The 24,697-nt window shown below is 62.4% G+C and carries 26 protein-coding genes; 7 read left to right on the forward strand and 19 right to left on the reverse strand.

Features of this window, described 5'->3' with window-relative positions; translation table 11 throughout:
• Positions 1-22: 22 nt before the first annotated feature.
• The 12 genes from P9875_RS13475 to P9875_RS13530 form a co-directional block, all read right to left on the reverse strand.
• Entirely contained in the window at positions 23-766 is a 744-nt protein-coding gene (locus tag P9875_RS13475; RefSeq protein ID WP_035818006.1) for a FliA/WhiG family RNA polymerase sigma factor, read from the reverse strand.
• A gap of 33 nt (positions 767-799) precedes the next feature.
• On the reverse strand, positions 800-1,273 hold the full coding sequence (locus tag P9875_RS13480; protein ID WP_081922386.1) for a flagellar basal body-associated FliL family protein: 474 nt from the start codon (positions 1,271-1,273) through the stop codon (positions 800-802).
• Positions 1,273-2,430 (reverse strand): flagellar hook-length control protein FliK, encoded by a 1,158-nt coding sequence (locus P9875_RS13485; protein WP_278318671.1) that lies wholly within the window; start codon positions 2,428-2,430, stop codon positions 1,273-1,275. Before P9875_RS13485 ends, P9875_RS13480 begins: the two co-directional genes overlap by 1 nt.
• Complete coding sequence (locus P9875_RS13490; RefSeq protein WP_255206192.1) at positions 2,427-2,705, reverse strand: hypothetical protein; 279 nt, start codon at positions 2,703-2,705, stop codon at positions 2,427-2,429. Before P9875_RS13490 ends, P9875_RS13485 begins: the two co-directional genes overlap by 4 nt.
• 31 nt (positions 2,706-2,736) lie before the next feature.
• A complete protein-coding gene (gene fliS, locus P9875_RS13495) occupies positions 2,737-3,126 on the reverse strand; it encodes a flagellar export chaperone FliS (RefSeq protein ID WP_070219791.1) in 390 nt (129 codons plus the stop codon).
• Positions 3,127-3,178: 52 nt separating this feature from the next.
• Complete coding sequence (fliD, locus tag P9875_RS13500) at positions 3,179-4,588, reverse strand: flagellar filament capping protein FliD (RefSeq protein WP_278318672.1); 1,410 nt, start codon at positions 4,586-4,588, stop codon at positions 3,179-3,181.
• A gap of 89 nt (positions 4,589-4,677) precedes the next feature.
• Positions 4,678-5,115: a flagellar export protein FliJ gene (locus tag P9875_RS13505; protein WP_046684908.1), complete on the reverse strand. Its 438-nt coding sequence runs from the start codon at positions 5,113-5,115 to the stop codon at positions 4,678-4,680.
• A gap of 8 nt (positions 5,116-5,123) precedes the next feature.
• Positions 5,124-6,434 carry a flagellar protein export ATPase FliI gene (gene fliI, locus P9875_RS13510; protein ID WP_278318673.1) on the reverse strand — a complete coding sequence of 437 codons (1,311 nt, stop codon included), beginning with the start codon at positions 6,432-6,434 and terminating at the stop codon, positions 5,124-5,126.
• Entirely contained in the window at positions 6,431-7,120 is a 690-nt protein-coding gene (gene fliH / locus P9875_RS13515; RefSeq protein ID WP_034787861.1) for a flagellar assembly protein FliH, read from the reverse strand. The genes fliI and fliH overlap by 4 nt, the downstream gene beginning before the upstream one ends.
• Positions 7,117-8,157 carry a flagellar motor switch protein FliG gene (locus P9875_RS13520; RefSeq protein WP_176388762.1) on the reverse strand — a complete coding sequence of 347 codons (1,041 nt, stop codon included), beginning with the start codon at positions 8,155-8,157 and terminating at the stop codon, positions 7,117-7,119. The genes fliH and P9875_RS13520 overlap by 4 nt, the downstream gene beginning before the upstream one ends.
• A complete protein-coding gene (gene fliF, locus P9875_RS13525; protein ID WP_035818016.1) occupies positions 8,135-9,865 on the reverse strand; it encodes a flagellar basal-body MS-ring/collar protein FliF in 1,731 nt (576 codons plus the stop codon). Before fliF ends, P9875_RS13520 begins: the two co-directional genes overlap by 23 nt.
• 60 nt (positions 9,866-9,925) lie before the next feature.
• Complete coding sequence (locus P9875_RS13530; protein ID WP_034787870.1) at positions 9,926-10,264, reverse strand: flagellar hook-basal body complex protein FliE; 339 nt, start codon at positions 10,262-10,264, stop codon at positions 9,926-9,928.
• 581 nt (positions 10,265-10,845) lie between these two features.
• Between P9875_RS13530 and P9875_RS13535 the strand changes: the two genes are divergently transcribed.
• The 7 genes from P9875_RS13535 to P9875_RS13565 all read left to right on the forward strand — a co-directional run bounded on the left by P9875_RS13535 (position 10,846) and on the right by P9875_RS13565 (position 17,274).
• Entirely contained in the window at positions 10,846-11,694 is an 849-nt protein-coding gene (locus P9875_RS13535; RefSeq protein ID WP_278318674.1) for a FliM/FliN family flagellar motor switch protein, read from the forward strand.
• 1 nt (position 11,695) lies between these two features.
• A complete protein-coding gene (locus P9875_RS13540) occupies positions 11,696-12,061 on the forward strand; it encodes a FliM/FliN family flagellar motor switch protein (RefSeq protein ID WP_035818022.1) in 366 nt (121 codons plus the stop codon).
• Positions 12,058-12,828, forward strand: a complete 771-nt coding sequence (fliP, locus tag P9875_RS13545; RefSeq protein ID WP_035818023.1) for a flagellar type III secretion system pore protein FliP — start codon at positions 12,058-12,060, stop codon at positions 12,826-12,828. The genes P9875_RS13540 and fliP overlap by 4 nt, the downstream gene beginning before the upstream one ends.
• A gap of 3 nt (positions 12,829-12,831) precedes the next feature.
• Positions 12,832-13,104: a flagellar biosynthetic protein FliQ gene (locus tag P9875_RS13550; protein ID WP_034757874.1), complete on the forward strand. Its 273-nt coding sequence runs from the start codon at positions 12,832-12,834 to the stop codon at positions 13,102-13,104.
• Between the two features lie 11 nt (positions 13,105-13,115).
• The gene (locus P9875_RS13555) at positions 13,116-13,913 is read left to right on the forward strand and encodes a flagellar biosynthetic protein FliR (RefSeq protein WP_035818025.1); all 798 of its coding nucleotides are present in this window, start codon (positions 13,116-13,118) and stop codon (positions 13,911-13,913) included.
• Positions 13,914-14,050: 137 nt separating this feature from the next.
• A complete protein-coding gene (locus P9875_RS13560; RefSeq protein ID WP_278318675.1) occupies positions 14,051-15,190 on the forward strand; it encodes an EscU/YscU/HrcU family type III secretion system export apparatus switch protein in 1,140 nt (379 codons plus the stop codon).
• Positions 15,187-17,274 (forward strand): flagellar biosynthesis protein FlhA, encoded by a 2,088-nt coding sequence (locus P9875_RS13565; protein ID WP_035818030.1) that lies wholly within the window; start codon positions 15,187-15,189, stop codon positions 17,272-17,274. The genes P9875_RS13560 and P9875_RS13565 overlap by 4 nt, the downstream gene beginning before the upstream one ends.
• Positions 17,275-17,337: 63 nt before the next feature.
• Here P9875_RS13565 and P9875_RS13570 read toward each other — a convergent pair whose 3' ends face one another.
• The 7 genes from P9875_RS13570 to P9875_RS13600 form a co-directional block, all read right to left on the reverse strand.
• Complete coding sequence (locus tag P9875_RS13570) at positions 17,338-18,438, reverse strand: hypothetical protein (protein ID WP_278318676.1); 1,101 nt, start codon at positions 18,436-18,438, stop codon at positions 17,338-17,340.
• A gap of 56 nt (positions 18,439-18,494) precedes the next feature.
• Positions 18,495-19,373, reverse strand: a complete 879-nt coding sequence (locus tag P9875_RS13575; protein ID WP_278318677.1) for a flagellin — start codon at positions 19,371-19,373, stop codon at positions 18,495-18,497.
• Between the two features lie 173 nt (positions 19,374-19,546).
• Positions 19,547-20,413, reverse strand: a complete 867-nt coding sequence (locus tag P9875_RS13580; protein WP_278318678.1) for a flagellin — start codon at positions 20,411-20,413, stop codon at positions 19,547-19,549.
• Positions 20,414-20,636: 223 nt separating this feature from the next.
• On the reverse strand, positions 20,637-21,503 hold the full coding sequence (locus tag P9875_RS13585; protein ID WP_278318679.1) for a flagellin: 867 nt from the start codon (positions 21,501-21,503) through the stop codon (positions 20,637-20,639).
• Between the two features lie 118 nt (positions 21,504-21,621).
• Positions 21,622-22,380: a WbqC family protein gene (locus tag P9875_RS13590; RefSeq protein ID WP_278318680.1), complete on the reverse strand. Its 759-nt coding sequence runs from the start codon at positions 22,378-22,380 to the stop codon at positions 21,622-21,624.
• 1 nt (position 22,381) lies between these two features.
• Positions 22,382-23,572: an aminotransferase class I/II-fold pyridoxal phosphate-dependent enzyme gene (locus P9875_RS13595; RefSeq protein WP_278318681.1), complete on the reverse strand. Its 1,191-nt coding sequence runs from the start codon at positions 23,570-23,572 to the stop codon at positions 22,382-22,384.
• The gene (locus tag P9875_RS13600) at positions 23,569-24,687 is read right to left on the reverse strand and encodes an aminotransferase class I/II-fold pyridoxal phosphate-dependent enzyme (RefSeq protein ID WP_278318682.1); all 1,119 of its coding nucleotides are present in this window, start codon (positions 24,685-24,687) and stop codon (positions 23,569-23,571) included. The genes P9875_RS13595 and P9875_RS13600 overlap by 4 nt, the downstream gene beginning before the upstream one ends.
• Between the last annotated feature and the right edge of the window lie 10 nt (positions 24,688-24,697).

Here is a 24,697-nt window from a genome sequence, read left to right on the forward strand (position 1 = left end):
TTGCTGAAACTAGTGCTGAAACTTATGCGTCTTGCAGCATGGCTCTCATCTTGCCCAGCGCCGTCTTGTTGAGCTGGCAGACGCGGGCGTCGCTCAGGTCCAGCACGGCGGCAATTTCTTTGTAGCTCAGTTCGAATTCGTAATACATCTGGATCACGCGCTGCTCGCGTTCGTCCAGCGTGCGCAGCGCCTGTTCCAGGCTGCGCCGCACCATCAATTGTTCTTCCGGGCTCGGGGCGCTGTCCGCTTGCCCCAGGCTTTCCTGCAGCACTTCGTCAAAACTGGCGATCAGCTCGGCGTTTTCCGCCAGCTGGTACTCCTGGAAGGCTTCCGGCGTCAGTTTCAGGGCGGCCATAATTTCCGCGTCCAGCGGCTCGCGCCCCAGGCGCCGGGTCAGGGCGCGCACGCTGTCGCGCAGGCGGTGGCTTTCCTGGCGCACGGCGCGCGGACGCCAGTCCTGGCGCCGCAGTTCATCGAGGATGGCGCCGCGGATGCGCAGGCTGGCATAGCTGCCGAACGACTGGTCCGGCACGCCGTAGCGGCGCAAGGCTTCGAGCAAGCCCATCAGGCCGATCTGTTCCATGTCGTCGCGGTCGATGGCGCCCGACACCTGCGAATTGAGCTGGCGCACGATGCGTTTCACCAGCGGGGAGTACGCCACCAGATGTTGTTGCTCTTCAGCAACGCTGAGCACGGCCGCGCAAGCGCTGGCCGCGGCATATTCGCCGGCGCCATACGCTTCCTGGTATTGCTCTACATAGGCCAAGGGATCTCCCACTAGGTCGTCTGGCGTGTCGGCTTATTCAATGATCAGCTTGCCGACCATGACTTCGGTGAACGGCTTTTCCATCTGCTCGCGTTCATAGCTGACATTGAAGGCCTTGTTGATCTGCTCGGCAAATTGCTCCACCGTCATGGTCTGCGCCTTGTCCATCGGAAAGCTCGACAGGGTGCTGACGGCGATCGAGCGCATCAGCGGCAAGTGATCCTTGGTCAGCTTTTCCTTTTCCTCGGTGGTGGCGATCACCAGGTCGGCCGACAGGTAATGCGTTTCACCTTCGCCGGGGCCGCGGCGCAGCATCACGATGACCTTGTCCAGTGTGATGAATTTGCGCGCCTTCTTGCCTGTGGCGGGGGGCGGGGCTTTCGCTTCGGCCACCTCGGCATGGCCGGCAACCGGCTTGGCCAGATACCACATGGCGCCGCCAGCCGCGCCGGCGGCCAGGACGGCCACGGCGACAAAGCCGCCTATCAGTTTCATTTTCATATTCATCAGGCAGTTTCTCGCTCATGCATGGCGTAAGTGGTACCGGCTGTGCTGCCGTCGGACAGGGCGCGGCCCGGCTCGGCGTCGTCGTTCTGGCGGCCCGGTTGACGCTGGCCGCGCGCATCGCCTTCGGCAAATGCCTGGGCGGCCGGGCTGCGCGGGGTGGCGCTGATATTCACGGCCACGTCGGTGTACTGGCGCTGCGCCAGGTCGCTGCGCATGTTTTCGCCGATGCCTTGCAACTGGCGCAACACTTCCGAGTTTGACGCGGTGACGTTCACCTGCAGCGCGCCGGCCGTGTGGCGGATGGAAATTTCAATGCGGCCCAGCATCGGCGGGTCGAGGCGGATCGTCGCGTGTTCGCTGTTGCGGCCGATCTGCGTCTGCAGGCGTTCGCCCAGCGCTTCGCGCAGCGGTTCCTGCCATTGCTGGGCAGGGCCGCTGAGCTTGATGGTATCGCCGGCCGGGGCTGGCGTAGCCGTATTGCCGACCGCGCCCGTCAGGCCCAGGTTGGGCGTGGCTGGCGCAGGCGTCGCGGCGCCACGTTCGCCATCGCGCGCGGCAGGGGCCGCTGCGGCGGTCACCGGAGCGGCTTGCTGCAGCAGCGATTCGAACGGCTGTGCCGGTGCATTGCCTTTGGCGGCGGTCGCCGGGATGGCCGCTGCCAGCGGTTCACGCGTATCGCGGCTTGCCGGCTGCGCCGCTCCCTGTGCGGTGAGGGTGATTGCCGCCGGATGCAGGCTGATGTTGAGTGCAGGGTTGGCTTGCGCCACATTCGCCTGCGCTTGTGTCTGCGTTTGTGTCTGCGCTTGTGTGGCGGCGCGTGCCTCGGCTGCGGCCGCGTCCGTTGGCGGCAGCAGCGCCACCGGCAAGCCGATGACGGGCGCGGCCATGGCTGGCAGGCTGTTGTCGACCTGGCTGTCGCTGTCGCTATCCTTGGCGGGCGCGGGCGCGGGCGCTGGCGTGCCCGCATCGGCCGTTTCCACGGCGGTCACGTCGAGCACCTGCGCAAACAGGGGCAGGGCGGAGGGCGCGGCACCAGTGCTGCCGTAGCCTGGCGTGCCGGGCAAGGCAGCGGCCTGTGCCGACGCTGGCGCCGGTGCGGATGCCGCAGTGGCGGCCGGTGCCGGAGCGGCCGGCGCCTTGTTGAAGTTCATGATCATGCTTGATTCCCGTCCGAGTCGTATTCGCCGAGCGCGGCGTAGGCGACCCAACCTTCCTTATTTGCCTGTAATGCACCGAGGTGTTGACCCAGGCGTTCTTTTTCCTCAGAGCAAATTTTAACCGCTTGCGCGTGAATTTTGCGCAATTGCAACAATTCTGTTTGTTCCAGCGCATTCCATGCGCCCCGTTCAGCCAGCAGCGGGATGTTTTTCGCCAGGCTGGCCGAGAGTTTTCCCATCGCTTCCCAGTCCGGCTGCGCGATCGCCGCGCTCAATTGCCGGCTCAGCTGCTGCAGCGCGGCGCGCCTAGGCATTGTTGGCCTGGACGCCCACCCAGCCGCGCTTGATGGTGGTCATCAAGGTCGTCACTTCATCAATCAGGGTCGGGTCGAGCTTGATGCCGGCCGTGTACAGGCGCGCCACGCAATAGTCGTACAGGCGGGCCAGGTTGACGACCACTTCGCCGCCATTGTCGAAATCGAGCGAGCTCGACAGGCCGTTGATGATCTGCGTGCATTTATCCAGGCTGATGGCCTTTTGTTCGTAGCGTTTGCCCACGATATGCCCGCGCGCGCGCGCCAGTTCTTCCAGCAGGCCGTCCGTCAGCACCAGTACCAGCTCGACCGGTGTGGCGCGGGCGGTCTGGGCATCCAGGTTGACGGCGTGGTAGTTGCCGTAAGCTTCATTGTTTAACATTATTATCTTCTCGCTATGTTTAACGTGGCGCGGCGCGGCAGGCACGCTCGCCTTAGGATTTGTCGTTGCCGAACATGGCGTCGAACATGTCGACCGTCTTGTACATCTGTTCCTGCATGACTTGCAGGCGCGTAAATTGATCGAGGAAACGTTTGTATGCCGTGTCATATTGGGCCGTGAGGCGCTCGCCGCTCTTGACCAGGCTTTTCTGCAGTTTTTCCGTGGCGGCCTGGCGCTGGGTGATCTGGCCCTTGGTGATATTGCTCCACTGGCCCAGTACCTTGTCCAGGCTGCCGAGCACGCCGGCAGGGGCGGACAGGCTGTTGTTGCCAAAAAGCTTGTCCAAGCCCGTCGGGTTGTCGGCCAGCTTGGCCGTCAGCTTGGCGGCGTTGAGGCTGATTGTGCCGTCGCGCTGGGCCGTAATGCCGTAGGACACCAGCGATACGCCATTGACGTTCAGGCGCAGGGCGTCGCCCATGCGGCTGCGCAAAGCATTCAGGCCGGAATCATGGGCGAAGACGCCCGCGGCAACACCCTTTTCCGGGTTGCCGGGACTGGCCAGGCCATCCATCAGGGTTTTCAGCTTGTTGTAGGCATCGACGAACGCCTGCACGTTGGCGGCGGTGCCGCTGTTGTCCGTGGCCACAGTCAAGGTCACGGGCGCTTCGGCGGCACTCATGGCGCGGGTGAAGGTGATTTTCACATCCTGCACGTTGGTGAAGGTATTCGACGCTTGCGTGATGGCCGTGCCGCCGGGTTTGCCGCCCAGCCAGACGGTGGCGTCGTCAGCCGTGACGACTTCCTTGATGTTGGCCGGAGCGATCAGCGCGCCTTTCAGCGCGATATTATTGACGCCGCTGGCGTCGAGCGTGGCGGCGTTTGCGATGCCCGTCGCATTCGACGTCAGTACCAGTTGCGCCTGGTTGTTGATGGTCACGATGGACGCGGTGACGCGCGAATTGTTCTTGCTGTTGCCATTGATGGCGGCAGCGATTTCCTGTGGTGTCAGCGTGCCGTTGCCATCCTTGTCGGCGGCGGCCAGGTCGATGTCGAGCGTGTTGTCGCCCACGCCATCGCCAATTTTGACTTTTAGCGTGCCCGTGCCATCGGCCGTGTTGACGCTGCTCAGGCCGCCATACGACATCTGGCTGGCCGTGGCCAGTTTTTCAACGAAAAAGGAATAGGTGCCCGGCGTCGCATTGATGCCGGCCGTGGCAGACCCGTAGCCGGCGGCCGGGAAGGTGGCGGACTGGCTCAGCACCGATTTGCTGCTGGTCATGCTCGACATGGCGCTCTGGAAGGCCGAGATGGCCGACTTCAGGTTGCCCAGCGCCGTGCTGGTGTTGCTGGCCAGCGTGTTCTGCGCCTGCAGGGCCGCCTTTTGCGCAGCGACAGCCTTGGTGGCCAGTTTTTCGGCCGTTGGGATCGGATCGTATTGCGGTGCAGTAATTACGCTTGCCATGCCAGACTCCTGAATAAAGGGATATACCGGTACAAGGCGACCCCCATTCCCGTTTTGTGAAGTTTTCCTGAAAGAAACTTACACAAACCTCATTTTACCTGCCCGCGGAACCAGAATTGCGTCGCCAGCTCGTCTTGCCGCTTGGCATCAACTCGGTGTTGCTCATTTGCAACATGCTTTTGTTTTTGCGTCAGCACCTGGTCCAGCACTTCGCGCTTGGCCCAGGCCGTATTCAGGGCGCGTTGCGACACGGCCATGTTGGCTTCGTGCAGGTGCAAATCGGTACGGTGCTGGTCGGCCATCTGCATCACGGCTTGCTTGAAGTTGCCGCAGTTGACGGACAGGGCCAGGGGCAGGGCGCCGCTGGGGCCGCTATCCGTGTACAGGCCCGTCAGGCGCTCCAGGTTTTTCTGGTAGCGCTCGCGCACGGCCGTCTGCGCCGCCATTTCACCTTGCAGGCGTTCCACTTCGGTGCTGCGCAGGCCGACCAGGGTGGTCAGGTTGCGGATGGTATGCGCGTCGCTCACGTATGCTCCTAGGCCATGATCTGTTCAAGTTGTTCGATGCACGGCCCCATCGGCGCCTCTTCCTTGGTGCCCTGGCACAGGAAGGCTTCGATGGGCGCGTGCAACTGGACGGCGCGGTCGGTGATCGGGTCGGCGCCGGGCACGTAGGCGCCCAGCGGGATCAGGTCGCGCACGCGCGCATGGCGCGCCATCGACGCTTTCAGCGCGCGCGCCGCCTGCATATGGGGCGGCGTGATCACCTGCGCCATGCAGCGGCTGATCGAGGCGGCGATGTCGATGGCGGGGTAGTGGCCCCGCTCGGCCAGTTCGCGCGTGAGCACGATGTGGCCGTCGAGAATCGCGCGCGCCGTGTCGACCACAGGGTCCTGCTGGTCGTCGCCTTCGGCCAGCACCGTGTAGATGGCGCTCATGCTGCCTTCCGGATGGGCGCCATTGCCGGCGCTTTCCACCAGTTGCGGCAAGTTTGAAAAGACGGACGGCGGATAGCCGCGCGTGGCCGGCGGCTCGCCCAAGGCCAGCGCCACTTCGCGCAAGGCCATCGCATAGCGCGTCAGCGAATCGACCAGCAGCAGCACGTGCTTGCCCTGGTCGCGGTAATGGGCGGCAATGGAATGGCACAGTTCGGTGGCCATGATGCGCATCAAGGGCGATTCATCGGCCGGCGCGATCACCAGCACGGCCTTTTTCAAGCCTTCGGCGCCGAGCGACTTTTCCACGAATTCGCGCACTTCGCGTCCCCGTTCGCCGATCAGGCCGACGACGACGACATCGGCCACCGTCTGGCGCGTGATCAGGCCCAGCAGTACGCTCTTGCCGACGCCGGAACCGGCCATCAGGCCCACGCGCTGGCCCTTGCCCAGGGTCAGCATGCTGTTGATGGCGCGCACGCCCACATCCAGCGGCTCGACCACCGGTTGTTTCTTCAGGGGATTGATTTTTGGCGGCGTGACTTCCAGCGTGTGTTCGCCACCGAGGCGGCCCAGGTCGTCGATCGGCTCGCCCAGGCCATTGACCATGCGGCCCAGCCACGACGGACCGATCTGCAGGCTGGCCTTGTCGGGCAGGGGCAGTACGCGCGCGCCGGTGGTCAGGCCGGTGGCTTTCTTGAACGGCATCAGGTAGGACAGTTTTTCGCGAAAGCCGACGACTTGCGCGTCGAGCCATTCGCCGCTCACAGTTTCAATTTGACAACGCTGGCCCGTGTGCAGCCGGCAGCCGGCGCTTTCCAGCAGCAGGCCGGACGCGCCAACCAGGCGGCCGGTCGGTGTCGCGACCGGGATATCGCCGATCTCGAAACTGCGCAGCGTGTCGGCGATCATGCAGGCGCGCCCTGGTCCGCGTGTTCGGCGGCCAGCGCCAGGTGGCTGCTGACTTGTTCCATGCAGGCCGACAGGCGTTGATGGCAGCCCGCGTCGACTTCATTGTCGCCCGCCTTGATGCGGCATTCGCCCGCGTCGAGGCGCGCGTCGGCGATCAGGTTCCAGCGCTTGGCGCGCTTCGGATCGAGTTCGCTGATGCGTTTGAGTTCTTCGGGATTGAGGAAGACGTCGATTTCCTCGCGCGTGGGCGGCATCGAGGCCAGGGTCTCGTCGACCAGAGCCAGCAATTGCACGGGCTGCAGCGCCAGTTCCGCGCGGATCACCTGGCGCGCCACCTTGGCCACCAGGTCGACCACTTCCTTGCGCTGCGCTTCACGGTAATCGGCGCGCACTTTTTTCAGGTCGCGCAAAATCGCGTCGACGGGGCGCGCCAGGCGGTCCAGCGCCACCAGGGTTTCATTGCGGCCTTCTTCGCGGCCCTGCGCCATGCCGTCGTTGCGTCCGGTGTCGTAGCCGTCCTGCTGGCCTTGCACCAGGCCCACTTCGTAGCCGTCGCGCTGGCCCTGCTCGAAGCCTTCCGAGACGGACGCCTGCCACTGGCCATCCGTGTCCTCGTTGGAGGCACGCTGGCCAGCGGCGATGAATTGCGACAGGGGAGGGAAGCGATACGAGCGGAAGTGTTTCATTCGATCACCGCTTCGGCAAACAGTTGTACTTCGATCTCGCCTGCATCGGCGAGGCCCTTGACGGTGGCCATGATTTCCTGGCGCGTCTGTTCGATGCGCGACAGCGGCACGGGGCCGGAACGGCGCATCATGTCTTCGAAGCTCTGTGCCTGGCGGCGCGGCATGGTTTTCAGCACGGCGTCGCGGATCGACGGTTCCGCGCCCTTCAGTGCAATCGCCCACTGTTCCATCGGCACGTCTTCCAGGATGCGCGTGAGCGTGACATCGCTCTGCGTGGCCAGGATCAGGAAGTCGTACATGCTCAGTTCGATTTCGGAAACGACGTCCGGATCGTGCGCGCGCAGCAGTTCGACCAGCGCGGCGCGGTTGCCCGGCATGCGGTTGAGAATCTCTGCCGCCTGGCGGATGCCCTCCACGCTGGTGCTTTGCGTGTCGAGCGTGCCCAGGCAGCGGCCTACCAGTTCGTCGAGCTCGACCAGCAGGTCGCGGTCGATCTCGTCCAGGCGCGCCAGGTTCAGCAAGACCAGGTCGCGGCCTTCGACGGGCAGGGCGTCGAGGATCTGGCCAGCCAGCGCGGGCGGCAAAAATGCCAGGAACACGGCCTGCATCTGCACGTGTTCATTGACGATGTATTCGGCCAGCCATTTTGGCGAGGCCCACTGCAGGCGCGCCATTTTCGGGCGGATCGCGTCGCCGTAAATGTTGTTCAGCACGCTGTTCGCGATATCGCTGCCCAGCGCCATGTCCAGCGAGCGCTTCAGGTAGCTGCGCGAGGCGCCATGCACGCCGCTTTGCTGGCGGTAGTCGTCGAAGAAGGTCTGCATGGCCGTTTTCACGGATTCGACCTTGATGCCGCTCATGCGCGACATCACTTGCGTGACTTCCAGCAATTCTTCGCGCGACAGGCAGCGCAGCACGTTGGCGGCCTGTTCTTCGCCGATGCTCAGCAGCACGATGGCCGCCTGTTCCACGGGATTCAGGCTGGCACTTTCGTACTCGGCGCCGTCGGAGGGATTATTGTTGTTGAGTTCGGCCATTTTTCTGCATCCATTGTTTGACGACTTCGGCGACACGCTCGGGTTCTTTTTCAGCCAGCACTTTCAGGTGGTCGACCATCACGTCGACCGCCGAGCCTGGTGGCGGCAAGTCATAGTTTTCCAGCAGCGGCACGACCGGCATGTTGCCGCCGGCGGACTCGCCTTCGAGCGCCAGCGGGCTGCCATTCACGCCCAGGGCTGGCGCGCCGGCAACGGCCGCGCCATTCGCGCCAGCGGCGCTGCTGCCGGCCAGGGCCATGGCGGGATCGATCTGCTTGAGCGCTGGCGGCGCCAGGCGCGTGGTCAGCAGGCGCAGCAGCGGACGCAGGATCAGGAAGTAGCCAAGGATGGCGCCCAGCGCGTACAACAGCCAGCTGCTGAAATCGACGACGGTGTCGCGCTCTTCCCACCACTGCGCCACGGGCGGCTTGGCCGGGAAGGCCAGCGCCGTCAGGCTCAGGCTGTCGCCGCGCTGGGCATTGATGCCCAGGCCGCTGCTCAGCATTTTTTCGATATTGCCCAGTTCGGCAGGGGTCCAGCCGGTTTTCGGATTCGGTGCGGCGGCGCTGTTGAGGACCACGGCGACGCTGAGTTTTTCCAGGCGGCCGCGGCTGCGCTTGATCTGCGTGATGCTGCGGTCGTAGGCGTACTGGCGCGTGGTGGCGTTCTTGCGGGCCGTGCCGTCGTCGGACGGCTTCGGTGCGCCATCGGCAGGCGCGGCGCCGGCGGCGTCTGCCGGTGCCGGCACGGCGGCCGCTGGCGGACGGTTCGACAGGCTGCCGGGAATGCCGGCCACGGTGCGGTTGCGTTCCTGCTCTTCGCGCATGGCTTCGCTCGTCACTTTCGGGGCTTCGCCGTATTTTTCCAGGGTTTCGTCCACGCGGTCGTTGTTCACGGCGGCCGTCACGCTGAGCTTGAAGTTGTCTTCGCCGATGACGGGACCGAGCAAGCCCGTGACGTTGCGGCGGATTTCATCCTGAAAACGTTTCGCGCCTTCATTGCCGGCGGCCGAGGCGTCGAAGCCGTCCGTCAGGTCGACGTGCGCGGACAGCAGGTTGCCGCCCTGGTCGACCAGGCTCACGCGCGTGGGCGCCAGGCTGGCGACGCTGCCGGCCACCATGTTGATGACGGCGGCGATCTGTTCCGGCGCCAGGGTGCGGCCCGGTTTCAGCGCCACGACGATCGAGGCGGACGATTTGTCGCCGTCGCTGGCGACAAACGACGTCGATTTCGCAATCGACAGATGGACGCGCGCCGAAGCGATCGCGTCCATCGTCATGATGCTTTGCGCCAGTTCGCCTTCCAGGCCGCGGCGGAAGCGCACGTCCTGCACGAATTGCGACACGCCCAGCGGGTCGTTCTTGTCCATCAGTTCCAGGCCGGCCGGCAGCTGCGCCGTCACGCCTTTCGAGGCGAGCAGCATGCGCACCTTGCCCAGCATGGCGTCGGGCACCAGCACCTGGCCGCTGTCCGGATGCAAACGGTAGGGGATGTGCTCGGCGTCCAGGGTGGCCATCATGTCCGTCACGGCCACTTTTTCGCGCGCGCCAAACACCGGCTTGTAGTTGGCCTGGTCGCGCCAGGCATACATGGTCACCATGGCGGTGATGCCGATGGCCAGCACGACGATGGGAACCAGGTTTTTCAGCAGGGCGGGCGGGATGGCGGGCTGGGCGCCAAGGCGCCAGCGCGCAAATGCGGACTTCATGGGGGTAATCACTTGGGATAACTTTCGCTGGGAGGCTGGGCGTGGTTCAGGGCGTGAAGATTACAGAGGCAGTTTGATGAGTTCGTCGACGGCGCCCATGACCTTGTTGCGCACTTGCATCAACATGGAGAAGGACAGGCTCGCTTCCTGGCTGGCCAGCATGGCGCCGACCATGTCGTCGCTCTTGCCGCTGTCGACGTCGCTCATTTTCTGCGCCGCCATGCGGTCGTCGCCGTTGACCTTGCCAATGGCGTCTTTCATGCTTTGCGCGAAGGAGAAGCCCGATTGTTCCGGGGCGCCGAATTGGGCGGCAGGCGCGATGCTGGCGCCCAGGGCGCGCGCGTCGTTGCTCAGTGCTGCCAGATCGGCCTTGATCAGACCTGCGAGTTCGTTGCTCATCGTGCCCTCTACTTTCAATATGCGGTGACGTATCAATCAGAAATTACTGGTGTTGCCATTCCGGCAGGCATTTCATTGAATGCCATCGCGCCCGGCCCGAATGACAGGGCCCATCAGTTTTATCAGTTGCCACACCATCCGCTCAAGCAGATTCAAACAAACCCGGCAGACCCGCGCCGATATGATTTACATGGCCATGACAACTAATAATTATCTGATAAAAGTTTCTTCTGGTGGCAATAAGGAAACTGAAAACTGCCATAAAAACCGGAATCAGGTAAGCGGAATGGCGCACTGCAAATCACTATTTTCTCGCTATAAGCTTACCTCGCGGCAACTATAAAGTAAAGAGAGGATTGCCTCAAGGAATATTGATACATGGCAATATTTAGCTTTTTCATGTATTGTTCAGCACCGTAGTCATCTAGCATGCGATACGATGCGCAATCGTTTGCTTGCGGACCAGTACCCTGGGTCAAGATGATGCTGTATTTAATTTCGGGCGATCCGTATAATTTGTTCTGCCACCGCAATACCGACATGACCACTACATGACAATCCTTACCAAGACAGATCAAACTGTGCGCCATCAAGTCCTCGATTCCTGTCTGCTTGGACGTCCTGTCCATTTGCTGCATGTATTCGGCGCCCAGCTGCGCGACGACCTGGCCGTGGCCCTGCGCCAGCCGATGAGCCGTCGCTACTGGGGCAATTTCCAGATCGACGCCGTCACCTTGTCGCGCGTGGAAAACGAGGACAGCGTGAACCGCTGGCTGAGTTTTTCCACGCCGGCCAGCCAGACGGGCTTTGCCCTCGAGCGGCAGATACTCTTGAGCGTGCTGAACTATCGCTATGGTAGTGCCGGCGCCAAGGGCGCGTTGCCCGATCCGGCGCAGGTGCGCGTGACGGCCACGGAAGAGCGCCTCGCTGTGGTGCTGGGACAACAGTTGGTCAACAGTTTGATTTCCCGCGTCCACAAGAATCTGCAAACCCTAGGCAAAAGCAGCGACATCGACACCAGTGCCGAGGTCGCCGTGCAGTCGGGCGTGCATCCGGTGCGCGGCAGCTGGATCGTCACCGTGGCGCTCAGCGACGTCGAGGCGGGGCAGAGCGGCCAGTTCTGGTTCTCGCTGGACAAGCGCCTGATGGCCGACGTGCTGCGCGGCTTGCTGCCCGAGCGCGCGCAAGCGAAGAAAGCCCTGCGCGGCAGCGTACGCCCGCTCGCGTCGCGCCTGCAAGTGACCCTGGAAGGCCGGCTCGTCAGCAAACAGGTGCAACTGGGCGCCTTGTTCGACCTGCGCGTGGGCGACGTGATTCCCGTCAGCCTCAGCCGTACCGACGTCATGCTCGACGACTCCCGTTTATTTACAGCTGCTGTTTCCGAACACAAGGGCAAGCTCTGTTTAACCTCCTTTGAAGATGTCGAATAATATGAATATGACCGATACCAACCAGAGCGAAACCCTGCTGGAAGACCTGGGCGATGACATGATCATCGAGCAGGGCGATGTGTCCGACGTGGCCAGCGGCCGTGCGCGGCGCGACATTCCGCAGATGATGCGCAAGATTCCCGTCACCCTGACCCTGGAAGTGGGCTCGGCCCGCATCTCGCTGGAAGAGTTGATGGCCATCGGCCCGGAAAGCGTGATCGAACTCGACATGCTGGCCGGCGAACCGCTGGTGATCAAGGTCAACGGCACGCCGATCGGCCGTGCCGAAGTGGTGGTGGCCGGCGAGAACTATGGCCTGAAAGTCATCGACCTCGACGGCCTCAATCTCGACCTGATGACAGCATGAAGCTGGCGGTACCCGGTTTGAGCCGGCGCCGCGGCGCGCTGGCTGCCGCGCTGGCTGTTCCCGTCCTGATGCTGTGCTGCGCCACCGCTGGCGCGCAGGATTTATTGGCCGGCGTGGTGCCGGGCGCGAAGACCGACCTGTCGGTCAAGATGCAGATCCTCGTCGTCATGACCCTGCTCGGGCTGCTGCCCGTGATGGTCATGATGATGACCAGCTTTACCCGCTTCGTCATCGTGCTGTCCCTGCTGCGCCAGGCCCTGGGCCTGCAGCAGGGCTTGCCCAACCGCATCGTCACCGGCATCGCCCTGATCCTCACCTTGCTGGTCATGCGCCCCATCGGCGACCAGGTGTGGAAGGAAGCGTTCGTGCCGTACGACCGCGACCAGATCGGCATGCAGGAAGCCCTGAAGATCGCCGAAGTGCCGATTTCGCGCTTCATGCTGGCGCAGACGAGCAAGGCGGCGCTGGCGCAGATCGCGCACCTGGCAGGCGAACCGGCAAGCATGCGCCCGCAAGATCATAGTTTCACGGTCAAGCTGGCCGCGTTCGTGCTGTCCGAACTCAAGACGGCGTTCCAGATCGGCTGCATGCTGTTCATACCGTTCCTCATCATCGATCTGGTGGTGGCGTCCGTGCTGATGGCCATGGGCATGATGATGCTCTCGCCGCTCGTCATTTCGCTGCCGTTCAAGCTGCTGCTGTTCGTGCTCGTCGACGGCTGGACCCTGACCGTCAACACCCTAGTTACCAGCATACAGGGCTATTGACCGATGTTTACCCCTGAAGTCGCCGTCGACCTGATCATCGAAGCATTGCATGTCGTCATGCTGCTGGTGGTGATCCTGGTCGTGCCCGGTTTGCTCATGGGCCTGCTGGTCGCGCTGGTGCAGGCGGCCACCTCGATCAATGAACAGACTATGAGTTTCCTGCCGCGCCTGCTGGTCACCCTGCTGGCCCTGATCCTGGCCGGACGCTGGATGGCCGGTTATCTGATGGATTATTGCGTGTCCATCTTTCAGCGCGCCGCCACCCTGGTCGGATAGCGCCGCGCGCCATGGATCAGATTTTCAATCAGGTGCTGCCGTTTCTGCTGGCCGTGTGGTGGCCGTTCTGCCGCATCCTGGCCATGCTCAGCGCCTCGCCCGTGATCGGCGACGCCATGGTGCCCGTGCCCGTGCGGGTGCTGCTGTCGCTGGTGCTGGCGATCCTGATGCTGCCCGTGATGCAGGCCTCGGGCGTGTCGCAGGACTTGCTGAAGATTGATCCGTTTTCGCTGCACGCCCTCGTCGCCACCCTGGAGCAGGCCATCATCGGCTTCGTCCTGGGCCTGGCCTTCCACTTCGCCATGTCCGTCATGTCGGTGCTCGGCTACCTGGTGTCGAGCCAGGTTGGCTTTTCCATGGCCGTCATGAACGACCCGCTCAACGGCACCTCGTCGGACGTGATCACGGGGATGCTCACCATCATGTGCATGATCGTGTTTTTCGCCATCGACGGCCACCTCGTGCTGACGGGCGTGATCGGCGCCAGTTTCAAGGCCTGGCCCGTGGGGCAGGGCTACGGGCCGCTGCTGCTGCAGACGGTGGCATACAACGTGGCGTGGATTTTCGCCGCCGCCATGCTGCTGGCCTTGCCCATCGTCTTTTCCACCATGGTGGTGCAACTGGGTTTCGGCTTCCTGAACCGCGTGGCGCCGTCGCTGAACCTGTTTTCGCTGGGCTTTTCCATGATCACCGTGTTCGGCCTGCTGATGGTGGGGCAGATCGTGCGCTTTATCCCGGAGCACTACATCGCCATGACGAACCGGGTGCTCGATATGATCGCCGAACAGATGCGGGTGGCCCATGGATAGCGCACGTACCAACAAGCTACTGCGCAGTCCACTTCCGGGCATCCGTTGCTCGCTGTACCTCCGTACAGCTGCGCTACTCAACCCGGCATTGAACTTGCTCGCTACGCTTGTAGGGCACGTGCGGAAAGGGGTGGCCCATGGCGGATAGCAGCACGGGCGATAAAACCGAAAAGGCGTCACAGCAAAAGCTGAAGAAGTCGCGCCAGGAAGGGCAGGTGGTGCGTTCGCGCGACCTGTCGACGGCGCTGGGCATCCTGATCAGCATGAAGGTTTTCATTTACCTGCTGCCAGGCTATCTGGTGAGCTTTCGCGAGCTGTTCGCCATGGCCTTCATGCCGCTCGACAGCAAGGGCGCGCTGGAAAATGCCATGTCGATGGCGTTTACGACGTCGGTGGGCTTGCTGATCAAGATGATCGTGCCGCTGTTCTGCGTGCCCCTGTTCGTCGTGCTCGGCTCATTGATCCCCGGCGGCTGGGTCATCAGCTCGAAGAACTGGATGCCGAAGATGGAGCGCCTGAGCCCGGCCAAGAATCTGGGCCGTCTGTTTGCGCCCAAGCATGCTTTTGAATTCGGCTTGTCGATCGCCAAGGCCGCCGTACTGGGCATGGTGCTGGTGCATGTGAGCCGCTCCAGCCTGGTGCAATACGTGGACTTGCAACACCGGCCCCTGCAGCAGGCCATGCTCGACGGCTCGGCGCTGATGCTCGACGGGCTGATGGCGCTCATTTCCGTCTTCGTCCTGTTTGCCATCATCGACGTGCCGGCGCAGGCGTTTTTCTTTGCCCGCAACCAGCGCATGAGCAAGCAGGATGTCAAGGAAGAGCATAAAAGCAGCGAAGGGCGGCCCGAAGTGCGCCAGCGCATCCGCCAGCTGCAGCAGCAGATCGGCCGGCGCAGCGTGCGCAAGACCGTGCCCGACGCCGACGTGGTGATCGTCAACCCCGAGCATTACGCCGTCGCACTGAAGTATGACCACGACCGCGCCGAGGCGCCGTTCGTCGTTGCCAAGGGCGTCGACGAGATGGCGCTGTATATCCGGCAAGTGGCGAAGGAACACAATATTGAAACGCTGGAGTTGCCGCCGCTGGCGCGCGCCATCTACAACACCAGCCAGGTGCAGCAGCAGATTCCCGTGCAGCTGTACCAGGCCGTGTCGCAGGTGCTGAACTACATCCTGCAATTGAAAGCATTCCGGTCCGGGCAGCGTGCCGCCCAGCCCGTATTACCCACCGAGATGGCCGTGCCATCTCATCTGAGCGAGGTAGTCCCTTCATGAATTTCCTGAACCGCGTGGTTGCTGAAATGCGCCGCCACAAGTTCGCCACGCCGCTGTTCCTGCTGGTGATCCTGGCAATGATCATCCTGCCGCTGCCGCCGGTGCTGCTCGATATCTTGTTCACTTTCAATATCGTGCTGGCACTGATCGTCATCCTCGTCAGCGTGTCGGCCAAGCGGCCGCTCGATTTCTCCGTCTTCCCGACGGTGATCCTGGCCACCACCATGCTCAGGCTGACCCTGAACGTGGCGTCCACGCGCGTGGTGCTGTTGCACGGCCATACGGGTGCGGATGCGGCTGGTAAGGTGATCGAGGCGTTTGGTAACGTGGTGATCGGCGGCAACTTCGTCGTCGGTATCGTGGTCTTCGTGATCTTGATGATCATCAACTTCGCCGTCGTCACCAAGGGCGCCGAGCGTATATCCGAGGTGTCGGCGCGCTTTACCCTGGACGCCTTGCCGGGCAAGCAGATGGCCATTGACGCCGACCTGAACGCCGGCCTGATCAATCAGGAAAAAGCCCAGATCCGCCGCAAGGACGTGGCCGCCGAAGCGGATTTCTACGGCGCCATGGACGGCGCGTCGAAGTTCGTGCGGGGCGACGCCGTCGCCAGTATCCTGATTTTGATCATCAATATGGTCGGCGGCGTGGCCATCGGCTCGCTGATGCACGACCTGTCGTTCGGCGATGCCTTCCGTCAATACGCACTGCTGACCATCGGTGATGGCCTGGTGGCGCAGATTCCGGCGCTGCTGCTGTCGGCCGCGGCCGCCATCCTGGTCACCCGCATCAGCGATTCGGGCGACTTCGAACAGCAAGTGGCAGGCCAGGTGCTGACCTCGCCAACGGTGATCTACAGCGCGGCCGGCATGATGGTGGCGCTGGCCCTGATTCCAGGCATGCCATGGTTCATGTTCATGACCTTTGCCGGCGTGCTGGCGTTTGTCGCCTGGCGATTGACCAAGCGCGTGAAGGGACCCGATGCGGCCGGCATGGCGGCCATCGAGGCGGCCTTGCGCGACGAGCGCCCGGCCGAACTGGAGTGGCAGCAACTGCCTGCCGTGCAGCCCTTGATGGTGATGCTCGGCTATAAACTGGTCGGCATGGTGGATAAAACGCAAGGCGAGCCATTGAACAAGCGCGTCAAGGGCGTGCGCCAGAGCCTGTCCGAGGCGATGGGCTTGCTGCTGCCGAATATCGGCGTGCGCGACGACCTGGCCCTGAAGCCGTCGCAATATGCGATCGTCCTGTCGGGCACCGTGGTGGCGCAGGCGGAAGTGCAGGCCGACCGCCTGATGGCGATCCCGTCGCCGAACGTGTATGGCCAGCTGGACGGCATTCCCGGCATCGAGCCGGCCTACGGCATGCCCGTGACGTGGATTGAGCCGAGCGAGAAGGCGCATGCGCTGGGCCTCGGTTACCAGGTCATCGAGGCGCCCAGCGTGATCGCCACGCACTTGTCGAAGATGGTGCGCGAATACTTGCCGGAACTGTTCCGCCACGAAGATGTCTCGAACATGATGGAGCGACTGACGGCCCTGTCGCCCAAGCTCGCCGGCGCGCTGGACAAGGCGCTGACGCACACGCAGCTGCTGCGCGTGTTCCGCGTCTTGCTGGCGGAAAATGTGTCGCTGAAGGATATCGTGCCCATCGCCACCACCTTGCTCGACAGTTCGGAAACCACCAAGGATCCGATCCTGCTGGCGGCCGAGGTGCGCTGTGCGCTGCGGCGCCAGATCGTCAGCGGCCTGTTCGGCCAGAAGATGGAAATGCAGGCGTTTAACCTGGGCGGCGAGCTGGAAAACATGCTGCTCGGTTCGTTGAACCAGGCGCGCCAGTCCGGCAAGGTGACCCTCGATAACTATCCGATCGACCCGCATCTGCTGTCGCAGCTGCAAGTGAACATGCCCGTGGCGCGCGAACAGATGAAGCAGCAGGCCACGCCGCCGCTGCTGCTGGTGCTGCCGCAGATCCGTCCGCTGCTGGCCCGCTACGCGCGCCTGTTCGCGCCGGGCCTGCACGTACTGTCGTATAACGAGATCCCGGAAAACCGCGAAGTGAGCATCATCGGCACGGTGGGGTAATCGATGGAGTAACAAAAACGGCGCTTCGGGCGCCGTTTTTTATGCTGTATCAATTTTGTTGCATCAATCCTGCTCGTCGATGGGTGGCAGTAGCTCGTGTTCCTGGCCATCGGCCAGCAGCAGCACGCTGCTGGCTTGCGCCGTGTCTTCGTCGTCGCCATAGTCGTAACCGAGCGGCGCCGCCACTTCCTTCGAGACGATGATTTCTTCCTCCGGCTCGGCCGCGGGCGCCTCTGCCGGCGCCTCGGGATCGGCTGCCGCTTCCGCTTCCGGCCGCGTCAGCAGCAGGGCCACTTCGGCCATGGCGCGGAACAGGGCCAGCGACAGCGACGCGGCGCCCGCCTGCATCGGGTAATTGCCGTGCACGCGCTGCGCATGCAACTGGCGGTTCAGGCGGCAGCGCACCACGCGCAGGCCGGTGCGCCGTACGGCGTCGGCGATCTCGGGCAGGGCCAGGCGCAAATGGCGCAATGCCGCCTCCTCGTCGGCAGCCAGTTCCAGCAGCACGCCGTCGCCGGACGGTTCCATCTGGATCACGACCCGGCCGATGCCGATGATGATCAGCTCGACGCGCAGCGCCACCTTGCCGCGCCGCCTCGGTGTTGCTTCTTCGTCTTCGTCGCTGGCCAACACGCGCAGCAGCAGGCGCTGGCCGCCCCAGCCATACACGGCAAAGCGCCACGCTTCGCTGTCGACCGTCAACGGCGGACGGGCGCCTTCGCGCAGCAGGGCCGGTTGCTGCTCGGCCATGAACAGATTGCCCGGCACGTGCTGGCCGCGCGCCTGCTCCTGCAGCGCCGCGTATTGCTCGCCATAGGTCTTGACCATCACGCGCCACGAGGCGGCCAGCTGCGCCGCATCGGGCGGCTGCCAGACCAGCTGGCGCGTGAAGAACAGCTGATTGACCTGCATGGCGCTGCTGTCGCGCGGCATGGCGCCGCCCGTGCCGTCGGCATTGGGCTTGATGAGGGACGCCAGGCTGTCCTGCCCCTTCTGGTGCAGCTGGGCGGGCAGGGTGCCGGCATCGGGGGCGGGCGCCATGTAGGGACCGATGGGCACCAGCGGCTGGACCACGCCCGGCACCATCGGCGTAGCGGGGCTGACGTCGAAGCGCTGGGTAATCAGGGGAACCGGGTTGCCCGATGAAATGCGGTCTATCGCCATGCCACTGTGTCCAGATGAAAGTCTATAAAAGCCGGTGAATCAGGCGGTATCAGCCATCATGGCTGCAACAGCGACAGTATCATTTTCTGCATGCTCTGGCTTTGCTTGAGCATCGCCGTGCTGGCCTGCAGCAACATTTGCGCCGACGTCATGTTGGCACTTTCCGCCGCGTAATCGACATCCATGATGCGGCCGATGGCGGCCTTGGTGTTGGTGACCATGTTGGCCAGGTTGTTGTGCACGTGGTCGAGGCGGTTGGCCGCCGCACCCAGGGCAGAGCGCACGCCGCCGACCTGGTCGAGCGCCGCCGCCAGCTGGTCGATCATGCTGTTGGCGCTCCCATTCGTGCCGATCTCGCTGCCGGCCGTGCCGGTGGCGGCAAAGTTGGCGGAAATGGCTTTCAAGATCGTGTCCAGGCTGCCCATCTTGCCCGACACGTCGAGCCCCATGGTTTCGCCGCTGCTGGCGCCGATCTGGAAGGTCATCGCCTCCGACAGGGCGCCCTTGCCGGCACCACCGTTGCCCAGCAGCAGGCTGCCGCCATAGGAAGTTTTTGTCATGACGTTGTACAGCTCGAGCCCCAGCGCATCGTACTCGGACTGCATGGCGTCGCGGTCGGTCTGGTTGGAGGAGGCGTCGGCCGCCTGCGTGGCCAGGTCCTTCATGCGTACCAGCATGTCGGTGACTTCGCCAAACGCGCCTTCGGCCGTCTGCAGCATCGAGGTGCTGTTCTGCGTATTGCGCATGGCCACCGTCATGCCGCTGACCTGGGCGCTGAGCCGCGTGGCGATCTGCAGGCCCGCGGCGTCGTCCATGGCCGAGTTGATGCGAAAGCCGGTGGAGAGGCGCATCATCGACGTCGACAGACGGCTTTGCGCGCTGGCGGCGGCGCTTTGGGCGTACATCGCGGCGATATTGGTGTGAATGCTCAGCACGTGGCGGCTCCGGTGGGCGGTGAGGGTGAATCGGGTCTACCTTGTATAGGCGACTGCGGCACCAGCATTGTTAAATCGAAAGGCAATATAGTCAAATCAATACGTTTCGCACATAAAAAAAGCCAGACCGCAGTCTGGCTTGGCGTTGCTGGCCGCGGACGGCCAGGCAAAGATTATTGCAGCAAGGACATGACCATCGAGGACATGCTGTTGCTTTGTTTCAGCATCGCGGTGCCGGCTTGCAGCAGCATTTGCGACGACGTCATGTTCGAGCTTTCGGTGGCGAAGTCGACGTCCATGATGCGGCCGGTAGCGGCCTTGGTGTTGGTCGAGATGTTCGACAGGTTGTTGTTGACGTGGTCCAGACGGTTGGCGGCGGCGCCCAGTGCCGAACGGATTTCGCCGACGTTGTCGATCAGATTCGACAGTGCCGTGATGGCGCCGTTAGCGGCCGTGCCGGTAGCGATTTCTGCACCGGCTGCTGCTGGAGCGGATGCTTTGTAGGTGCCGATGGCGGTACCCAGTGCGCTTGCCAGCGCGCTCATTTTGGTCGATACGTCCAGATCCATCGTTTCACCGGCGCTGGCGCCGATCTGGAACGTCATTTTGGCAGCCAGGGTGCCGCCGGTCAGCAGGTCGCTGCCGCCGAACGTGGTCTTGGTCATGACGTTGTACAGTTCTTTGCCCAGGGCATCGAACTCGGCTTGCATGGCGTCCTTGTCATCGGTGTTCGACGACGCATCGGCTGCCTGGGTGGCCAGGTCTTTCATGCGGACCAGCATGTTGGTCACTTCGTTGAACGCGCCTTCGGCCGTTTGCAGCATCGAGGTGCTGTTTTGGGTGTTGCTCATGGCAACGGTCATGCCGCTGGTTTGCGCTTTCAGGCGGGTTGCGATTTGCAGGCCGGCAGCGTCATCCATTGCCGAGTTGATGCGGTAGCCGGTGCTCAGGCGGGTCATCGAAGTCGACAGTTGCGATTGGGTTTTAGCGATCGAATTTTGTGCCGACAGTGCAGCGTTGTTCGTGTGAAGGCTCAGCATGGTGTAGCTCCTAAGGGGGTGGATACATTCTGGAGCAACGGTTTCTTGTGCTCTCCCAAGTACAAGACGACTAAGCGGAAGAATTTATTAAATGCTTTGGAGAAATTTTTTCATTTCTTTATGCGCGCAGCGATATAGGTGGGCAAAACCGGGGCGGCAGACATGAAAAAAGCCAGGCAGCAGCCTGGCTTTGTCTCGCTGGCCGCAAGCGGCCAGGCAAAGATTATTGCAGCAAGGACATGACCATCGAGGACATGCTGTTGCTTTGTTTCAGCATCGCGGTGCCGGCTTGCAGCAGCATTTGCGACGACGTCATGTTCGAGCTTTCGGTGGCGAAGTCGACGTCCATGATGCGGCCGGTAGCGGCCTTGGTGTTGGTCGAGATGTTCGACAGGTTGTTGTTGACGTGGTCCAGACGGTTGGCGGCGGCGCCCAGTGCCGAACGGATTTCGCCGACGTTGTCGATCAGGGTCGACAGCGCGGTGATGCTGGTGTTGGCGGTCGTGCCGGTGCCGATTTCGGTACCCAGGGTCGAAGGTGGCGCGCTGGCGTAGGTTTTAACGGCGGCGGCCAGGTTGGTGCCCAAGGTCGTCATTTTGGCCGAAACGTCCAGGGCCATCGTTTCGCCGGCGCTGGCGCCGATCTGGAACGTCATGCTCGATGCCAGCGTACCGCCTACCAGCAGGCTGCTGCCGCCGAAGGTGGTCTTGGTCATGACGTTGTACAGTTCTTTGCCCAGGGCGTCGAACTCGGCTTGCATGGCTTCCTTGTCGTCGGTGTTCGACGACGCGTCGGCTGCCTGGGTGGCCAGGTCTTTCATGCGGACCAGCATGTTGGTCACTTCGTTGAACGCGCCTTCGGCCGTTTGCAGCATCGAGGTGCTGTTTTGGGTGTTGCTCATGGCAACGGTCATACCGCTGGTTTGGGCTTTCAGACGGGTTGCGATTTGCAGGCCGGCAGCGTCGTCCATTGCCGAGTTGATGCGGTAGCCGGTGCTCAGGCGGGTCATCGAAGTCGACAGTTGCGATTGGGTTTTGGCGATCGAATTTTGTGCCGACAGTGCAGCGTTGTTCGTGTGAAGGCTCAGCATGGTGTAGCTCCTAAGGTGGTGGATACATTCTGGAGCAACGGTTCCCTGTGCTCTCCCAAGTACAAGACGACTAAGCGCCGACACTTATTAAATGCTTTAGAGAAATTTTTTCATTTCTTTATGCGCGCAGCGATGATGGTACCTGTGCCAGCGGAGAAAACTTGCGGCTGTCCAGGTAGGCTTTCACCACGCCAGGCGGGTTCCACATCAGTACGTCGAGGATGGACAAGTGCTCGACAAATTCATAGCGCCGGGTGGGGTAGGTGAACGACACCAGGCTGGTAAAGTCCAGTTCGATGCCGCGCTCTTGCCATTCGGCTGGCCGAAATATCTCCCTGCCGCCGGGCGGATTGAGGTAGGCCTGCGCACCAAGCGCATGGGCAATTTCCAGCGCCCAGGCACCGGCGTGCGGTATTTCAGGCAAGGTCAGGTTCAGATCAGATAAATTATCATATTCAAATGGCATATCCAGGCAGGCGCAGATGGCCGCCAGCGAGGCGACGTTCAGGTCGCGCAGCAGGCCGCTGGGGGCGCCAGCAAAAGTTTCGCTGATCATTGAGCTGACCGCTGCATAGCCAGGGGCGCCTGCCGCACGGTAATGCACGATCTGGCCCTGGATCTTGTCATGTGCCGCCTGCGGATCGAGCAGCGTCACGTCGCTGATCAGGCCGGCACCGGCATGCCGGTCGACCGGCACGCTGACATATTGCCACCCTTGTGTCGGATGCAGGATGCGGTTTCTGTTCATCCAACTCTTCGGCGCATAGGATACGACATCGAAAACGATCCAGCGGTCGCAACGGTTGATCAGGTCGAAGTAACCGAGGTAGGGGAAAAAGTATGGCTGCATGATGCCAAGCGTGACTTTTTCCGCCATGTCACGCCCGTGCATGCTGTTCGATGGCGGTGGCGTCTTGTTGCGCGCGCGCCAGCAGCTCGCAGATGCGCGCGATATCTTCCAGCGTCAGCAGTGCACCTATGGGCAATTGCATGCTGCTGGCACATAGCGTGTCCGTTTGTGGCAGGCGCGACTGGTAGGCGGGGAATTGCTCCGCATAGGGGATGCAGCGGTGAATGCCAGGGTAGAAATAGCGGCGCGCCAGCACGTTTTCTGCCTTCAGCAATTCCATGAGGCGGTCGCGCGTCAGGCCAAACCGTTCGCTATCGATGCTGCATACAAGGTATTGATAATTGGAAAAGCTCACGCCGCCCGGTTGCGTCAGGGTAATGCCCGGAATGTCGCGCAAGCCATCCGCGTATGCCTGGAATTGCGCGGCATTGTTTTGCTGGTTGGCGGGAAAGTCTTCCAGGCTCATCAATGCAATGGCTGCCTGTGCCTCGGACATGCGCCCGTTCGAGGTTTTGACCACGGGCACGGTGTGCCCGGCGCCATAGCTGCTACGAATATTGCGCAGGCGCGCGGCCAGTTCGTCGTCATTCGTGCTGATGCAGCCGCCTTCGCTGGCGCTGAGGATCTTGGTGGCATGGAAGGAAAACACTTCCAGCTGGCCGAAATTTCCGATCTTGCGGTCGCCCAGTGCGCAGCCGAAAGCGTGCGCCGAGTCGAAGTAGAGCTGCAGGCCGTGTTTGCGCGCCAGCGCTTCGAGGGCCAATGGATCACAGGCGCCGCCCCACAGGTTGACGCCCATGATGGCGCTGACCTCGTCGTCGATCAGGGCCTCGATTTGTGCCAGGTCAATCTGGCCCGTGCTTGCATCCGCATCGCAGAAGACCGGTTCAAGACCGGTCCAGCTCAGCGATTGCGCCGACGCCACAAAGGTGAACGCGGGCAAAATTACCTTGCCGCGCAACTGCATGGCCTCGGCCGCCATCATCAGCCCGATGGTGGCGTTGCTGACGCAAATGACGTGGCGTACCCCCAGGAAGTCTTGCAGCCTGGCTTCCAGCTGGGCCGTCAGTGGCCCCTGGTTCGTGTAGTACTGGCGTTCGAAGATATCGCGAAAAGCGCTTTCATAGCGCTCCCATGAAGGGAAATACAGTTGTCCGACAGGCAGCGGGCTTTCAAAGGCGGGCGCTGCGCCGAACAGCGCAAAAGCGGGGATGTTCATGCAGCCTCCAGCTGGTGTTTGATTGCGGTCGCCTGCTGCGCCAGCATGGCAAGCAATGCGGCAATCTGTTCGATATCGTGTTCTTCCACATGGTGGCCGCACGGCAGCAGCAGGAATTGATCGGCCAGGACATCGGTTACCGGCAAGTCGGCGGCGACATGCGGATAGGCCATGGATTTCTGATGCAGCGCAGGGTAGTAATAGGGGCGAGCAACAATCTTTTCGGCATGCAGGATGCGCAGCGTATCGGCACGGCTGAGTGGCCAGTCGGCGTCCAGGCGCACGACGATATTCTTGTAGCTGGTGGCGTGGTGTTCATCAAATTCCAGCAACTGCATGCCTGGAATCGATTGCAGCAGGCGTTGATACAGGCGATAGCGTACGCGGTTGCGCGCGACTTGCTGTTCCAGGTCATCGAGGCTGGCCAGGGCCATCGCCGCATGAATTTCGTTCAGTTTCGCATTCATGCCGCCAGGCACGGCAATATTGTCGGCATGCTTGAAACCAAAACCGCGCATCAGCGACAGATCTTCGGCCAGTTGCCGGTTGTTGGTAGTCAGGTAGCCGCCCTCATACCCGTTGAGCAGTTTGCTTGCGTGCAAGGAGAAGATTTCAGCGTCGCCGAATTGCCCTACCTTGCCGGCCGCCTGGGTCTCATAGACAGATTCCACCGCATCGAACAATAGGGGGATCTGGCGCTCGCGGGCAAGCGCCGCCACACCTTCGCTATCGCAGCAATTGACGATCGGATGCACGCATAATATCAGCGCGGTATTGTCGTTGATGCATTCCTTTGCAGTGGCCGCGCTCATTGCCAGGGTGTGTGGGTCGACCTCGCAGAAACGCGGCTGCAGCCGGTTCCAGGCCGCGATATCGGCCATGCGGCGATACGTCAGCGACGGCATGACGATTTCGCTTTTTCCCTGGAGGGCCAGCTTGGAAATGGCCAGCACAAGTGCCCAGAATCCACTGCAGAAGGTGACGCAGTATTCGGTCCGGTGTAAGGTGGCCAGTCGTTTTTCCAGTTGCCTGACCAGCGGCCCATTGTTGGTGTACTGGCGCTGGGCATAGAATTGCTTCGAGTAGGCGAGGAAGCCTTCGATGTCGGGGCGCACCAGGTTCGAA

This window comes from Janthinobacterium rivuli, from assembly GCF_029690045.1.
Lineage (GTDB): Bacteria > Pseudomonadota > Gammaproteobacteria > Burkholderiales > Burkholderiaceae_D > Janthinobacterium > Janthinobacterium rivuli.

What these genes read in the sequence shown, in the direction of transcription:
- fliH (WP_034787861.1), bottom strand. Translation starts at nt 7,120, where the DNA reads ATGAAACACTTCCGCTCGTATCGCTTCCCTCCCCTGTCGCAATTCATC.
- fliF (WP_035818016.1), bottom strand. Translation starts at nt 9,865, where the DNA reads ATGAAGTCCGCATTTGCGCGCTGGCGCCTTGGCGCCCAGCCCGCCATC.
- P9875_RS13560 (WP_278318675.1), top strand. Translation starts at nt 14,051, where the DNA reads ATGGCGGATAGCAGCACGGGCGATAAAACCGAAAAGGCGTCACAGCAA.
- P9875_RS13580 (WP_278318678.1), bottom strand. Translation starts at nt 20,413, where the DNA reads ATGCTGAGCCTTCACACGAACAACGCTGCACTGTCGGCACAAAATTCG.
- P9875_RS13595 (WP_278318681.1), bottom strand. Translation starts at nt 23,572, where the DNA reads ATGAACATCCCCGCTTTTGCGCTGTTCGGCGCAGCGCCCGCCTTTGAA.
- fliS (WP_070219791.1), bottom strand. Translation starts at nt 3,126, where the DNA reads ATGTTAAACAATGAAGCTTACGGCAACTACCACGCCGTCAACCTGGAT.
- P9875_RS13555 (WP_035818025.1), top strand. Translation starts at nt 13,116, where the DNA reads ATGGATCAGATTTTCAATCAGGTGCTGCCGTTTCTGCTGGCCGTGTGG.
- fliP (WP_035818023.1), top strand. Translation starts at nt 12,058, where the DNA reads ATGAAGCTGGCGGTACCCGGTTTGAGCCGGCGCCGCGGCGCGCTGGCT.
- P9875_RS13480 (WP_081922386.1), bottom strand. Translation starts at nt 1,273, where the DNA reads ATGAATATGAAAATGAAACTGATAGGCGGCTTTGTCGCCGTGGCCGTC.
- fliI (WP_278318673.1), bottom strand. Translation starts at nt 6,434, where the DNA reads ATGATCGCCGACACGCTGCGCAGTTTCGAGATCGGCGATATCCCGGTC.
- P9875_RS13540 (WP_035818022.1), top strand. Translation starts at nt 11,696, where the DNA reads ATGAATATGACCGATACCAACCAGAGCGAAACCCTGCTGGAAGACCTG.
- P9875_RS13565 (WP_035818030.1), top strand. Translation starts at nt 15,187, where the DNA reads ATGAATTTCCTGAACCGCGTGGTTGCTGAAATGCGCCGCCACAAGTTC.
- P9875_RS13520 (WP_176388762.1), bottom strand. Translation starts at nt 8,157, where the DNA reads ATGGCCGAACTCAACAACAATAATCCCTCCGACGGCGCCGAGTACGAA.
- fliD (WP_278318672.1), bottom strand. Translation starts at nt 4,588, where the DNA reads ATGGCAAGCGTAATTACTGCACCGCAATACGATCCGATCCCAACGGCC.
- P9875_RS13550 (WP_034757874.1), top strand. Translation starts at nt 12,832, where the DNA reads ATGTTTACCCCTGAAGTCGCCGTCGACCTGATCATCGAAGCATTGCAT.
- P9875_RS13585 (WP_278318679.1), bottom strand. Translation starts at nt 21,503, where the DNA reads ATGCTGAGCCTTCACACGAACAACGCTGCACTGTCGGCACAAAATTCG.
- P9875_RS13590 (WP_278318680.1), bottom strand. Translation starts at nt 22,380, where the DNA reads ATGGCGGAAAAAGTCACGCTTGGCATCATGCAGCCATACTTTTTCCCC.
- P9875_RS13485 (WP_278318671.1), bottom strand. Translation starts at nt 2,430, where the DNA reads ATGATCATGAACTTCAACAAGGCGCCGGCCGCTCCGGCACCGGCCGCC.
- P9875_RS13570 (WP_278318676.1), bottom strand. Translation starts at nt 18,438, where the DNA reads ATGGCGATAGACCGCATTTCATCGGGCAACCCGGTTCCCCTGATTACC.
- P9875_RS13530 (WP_034787870.1), bottom strand. Translation starts at nt 10,264, where the DNA reads ATGAGCAACGAACTCGCAGGTCTGATCAAGGCCGATCTGGCAGCACTG.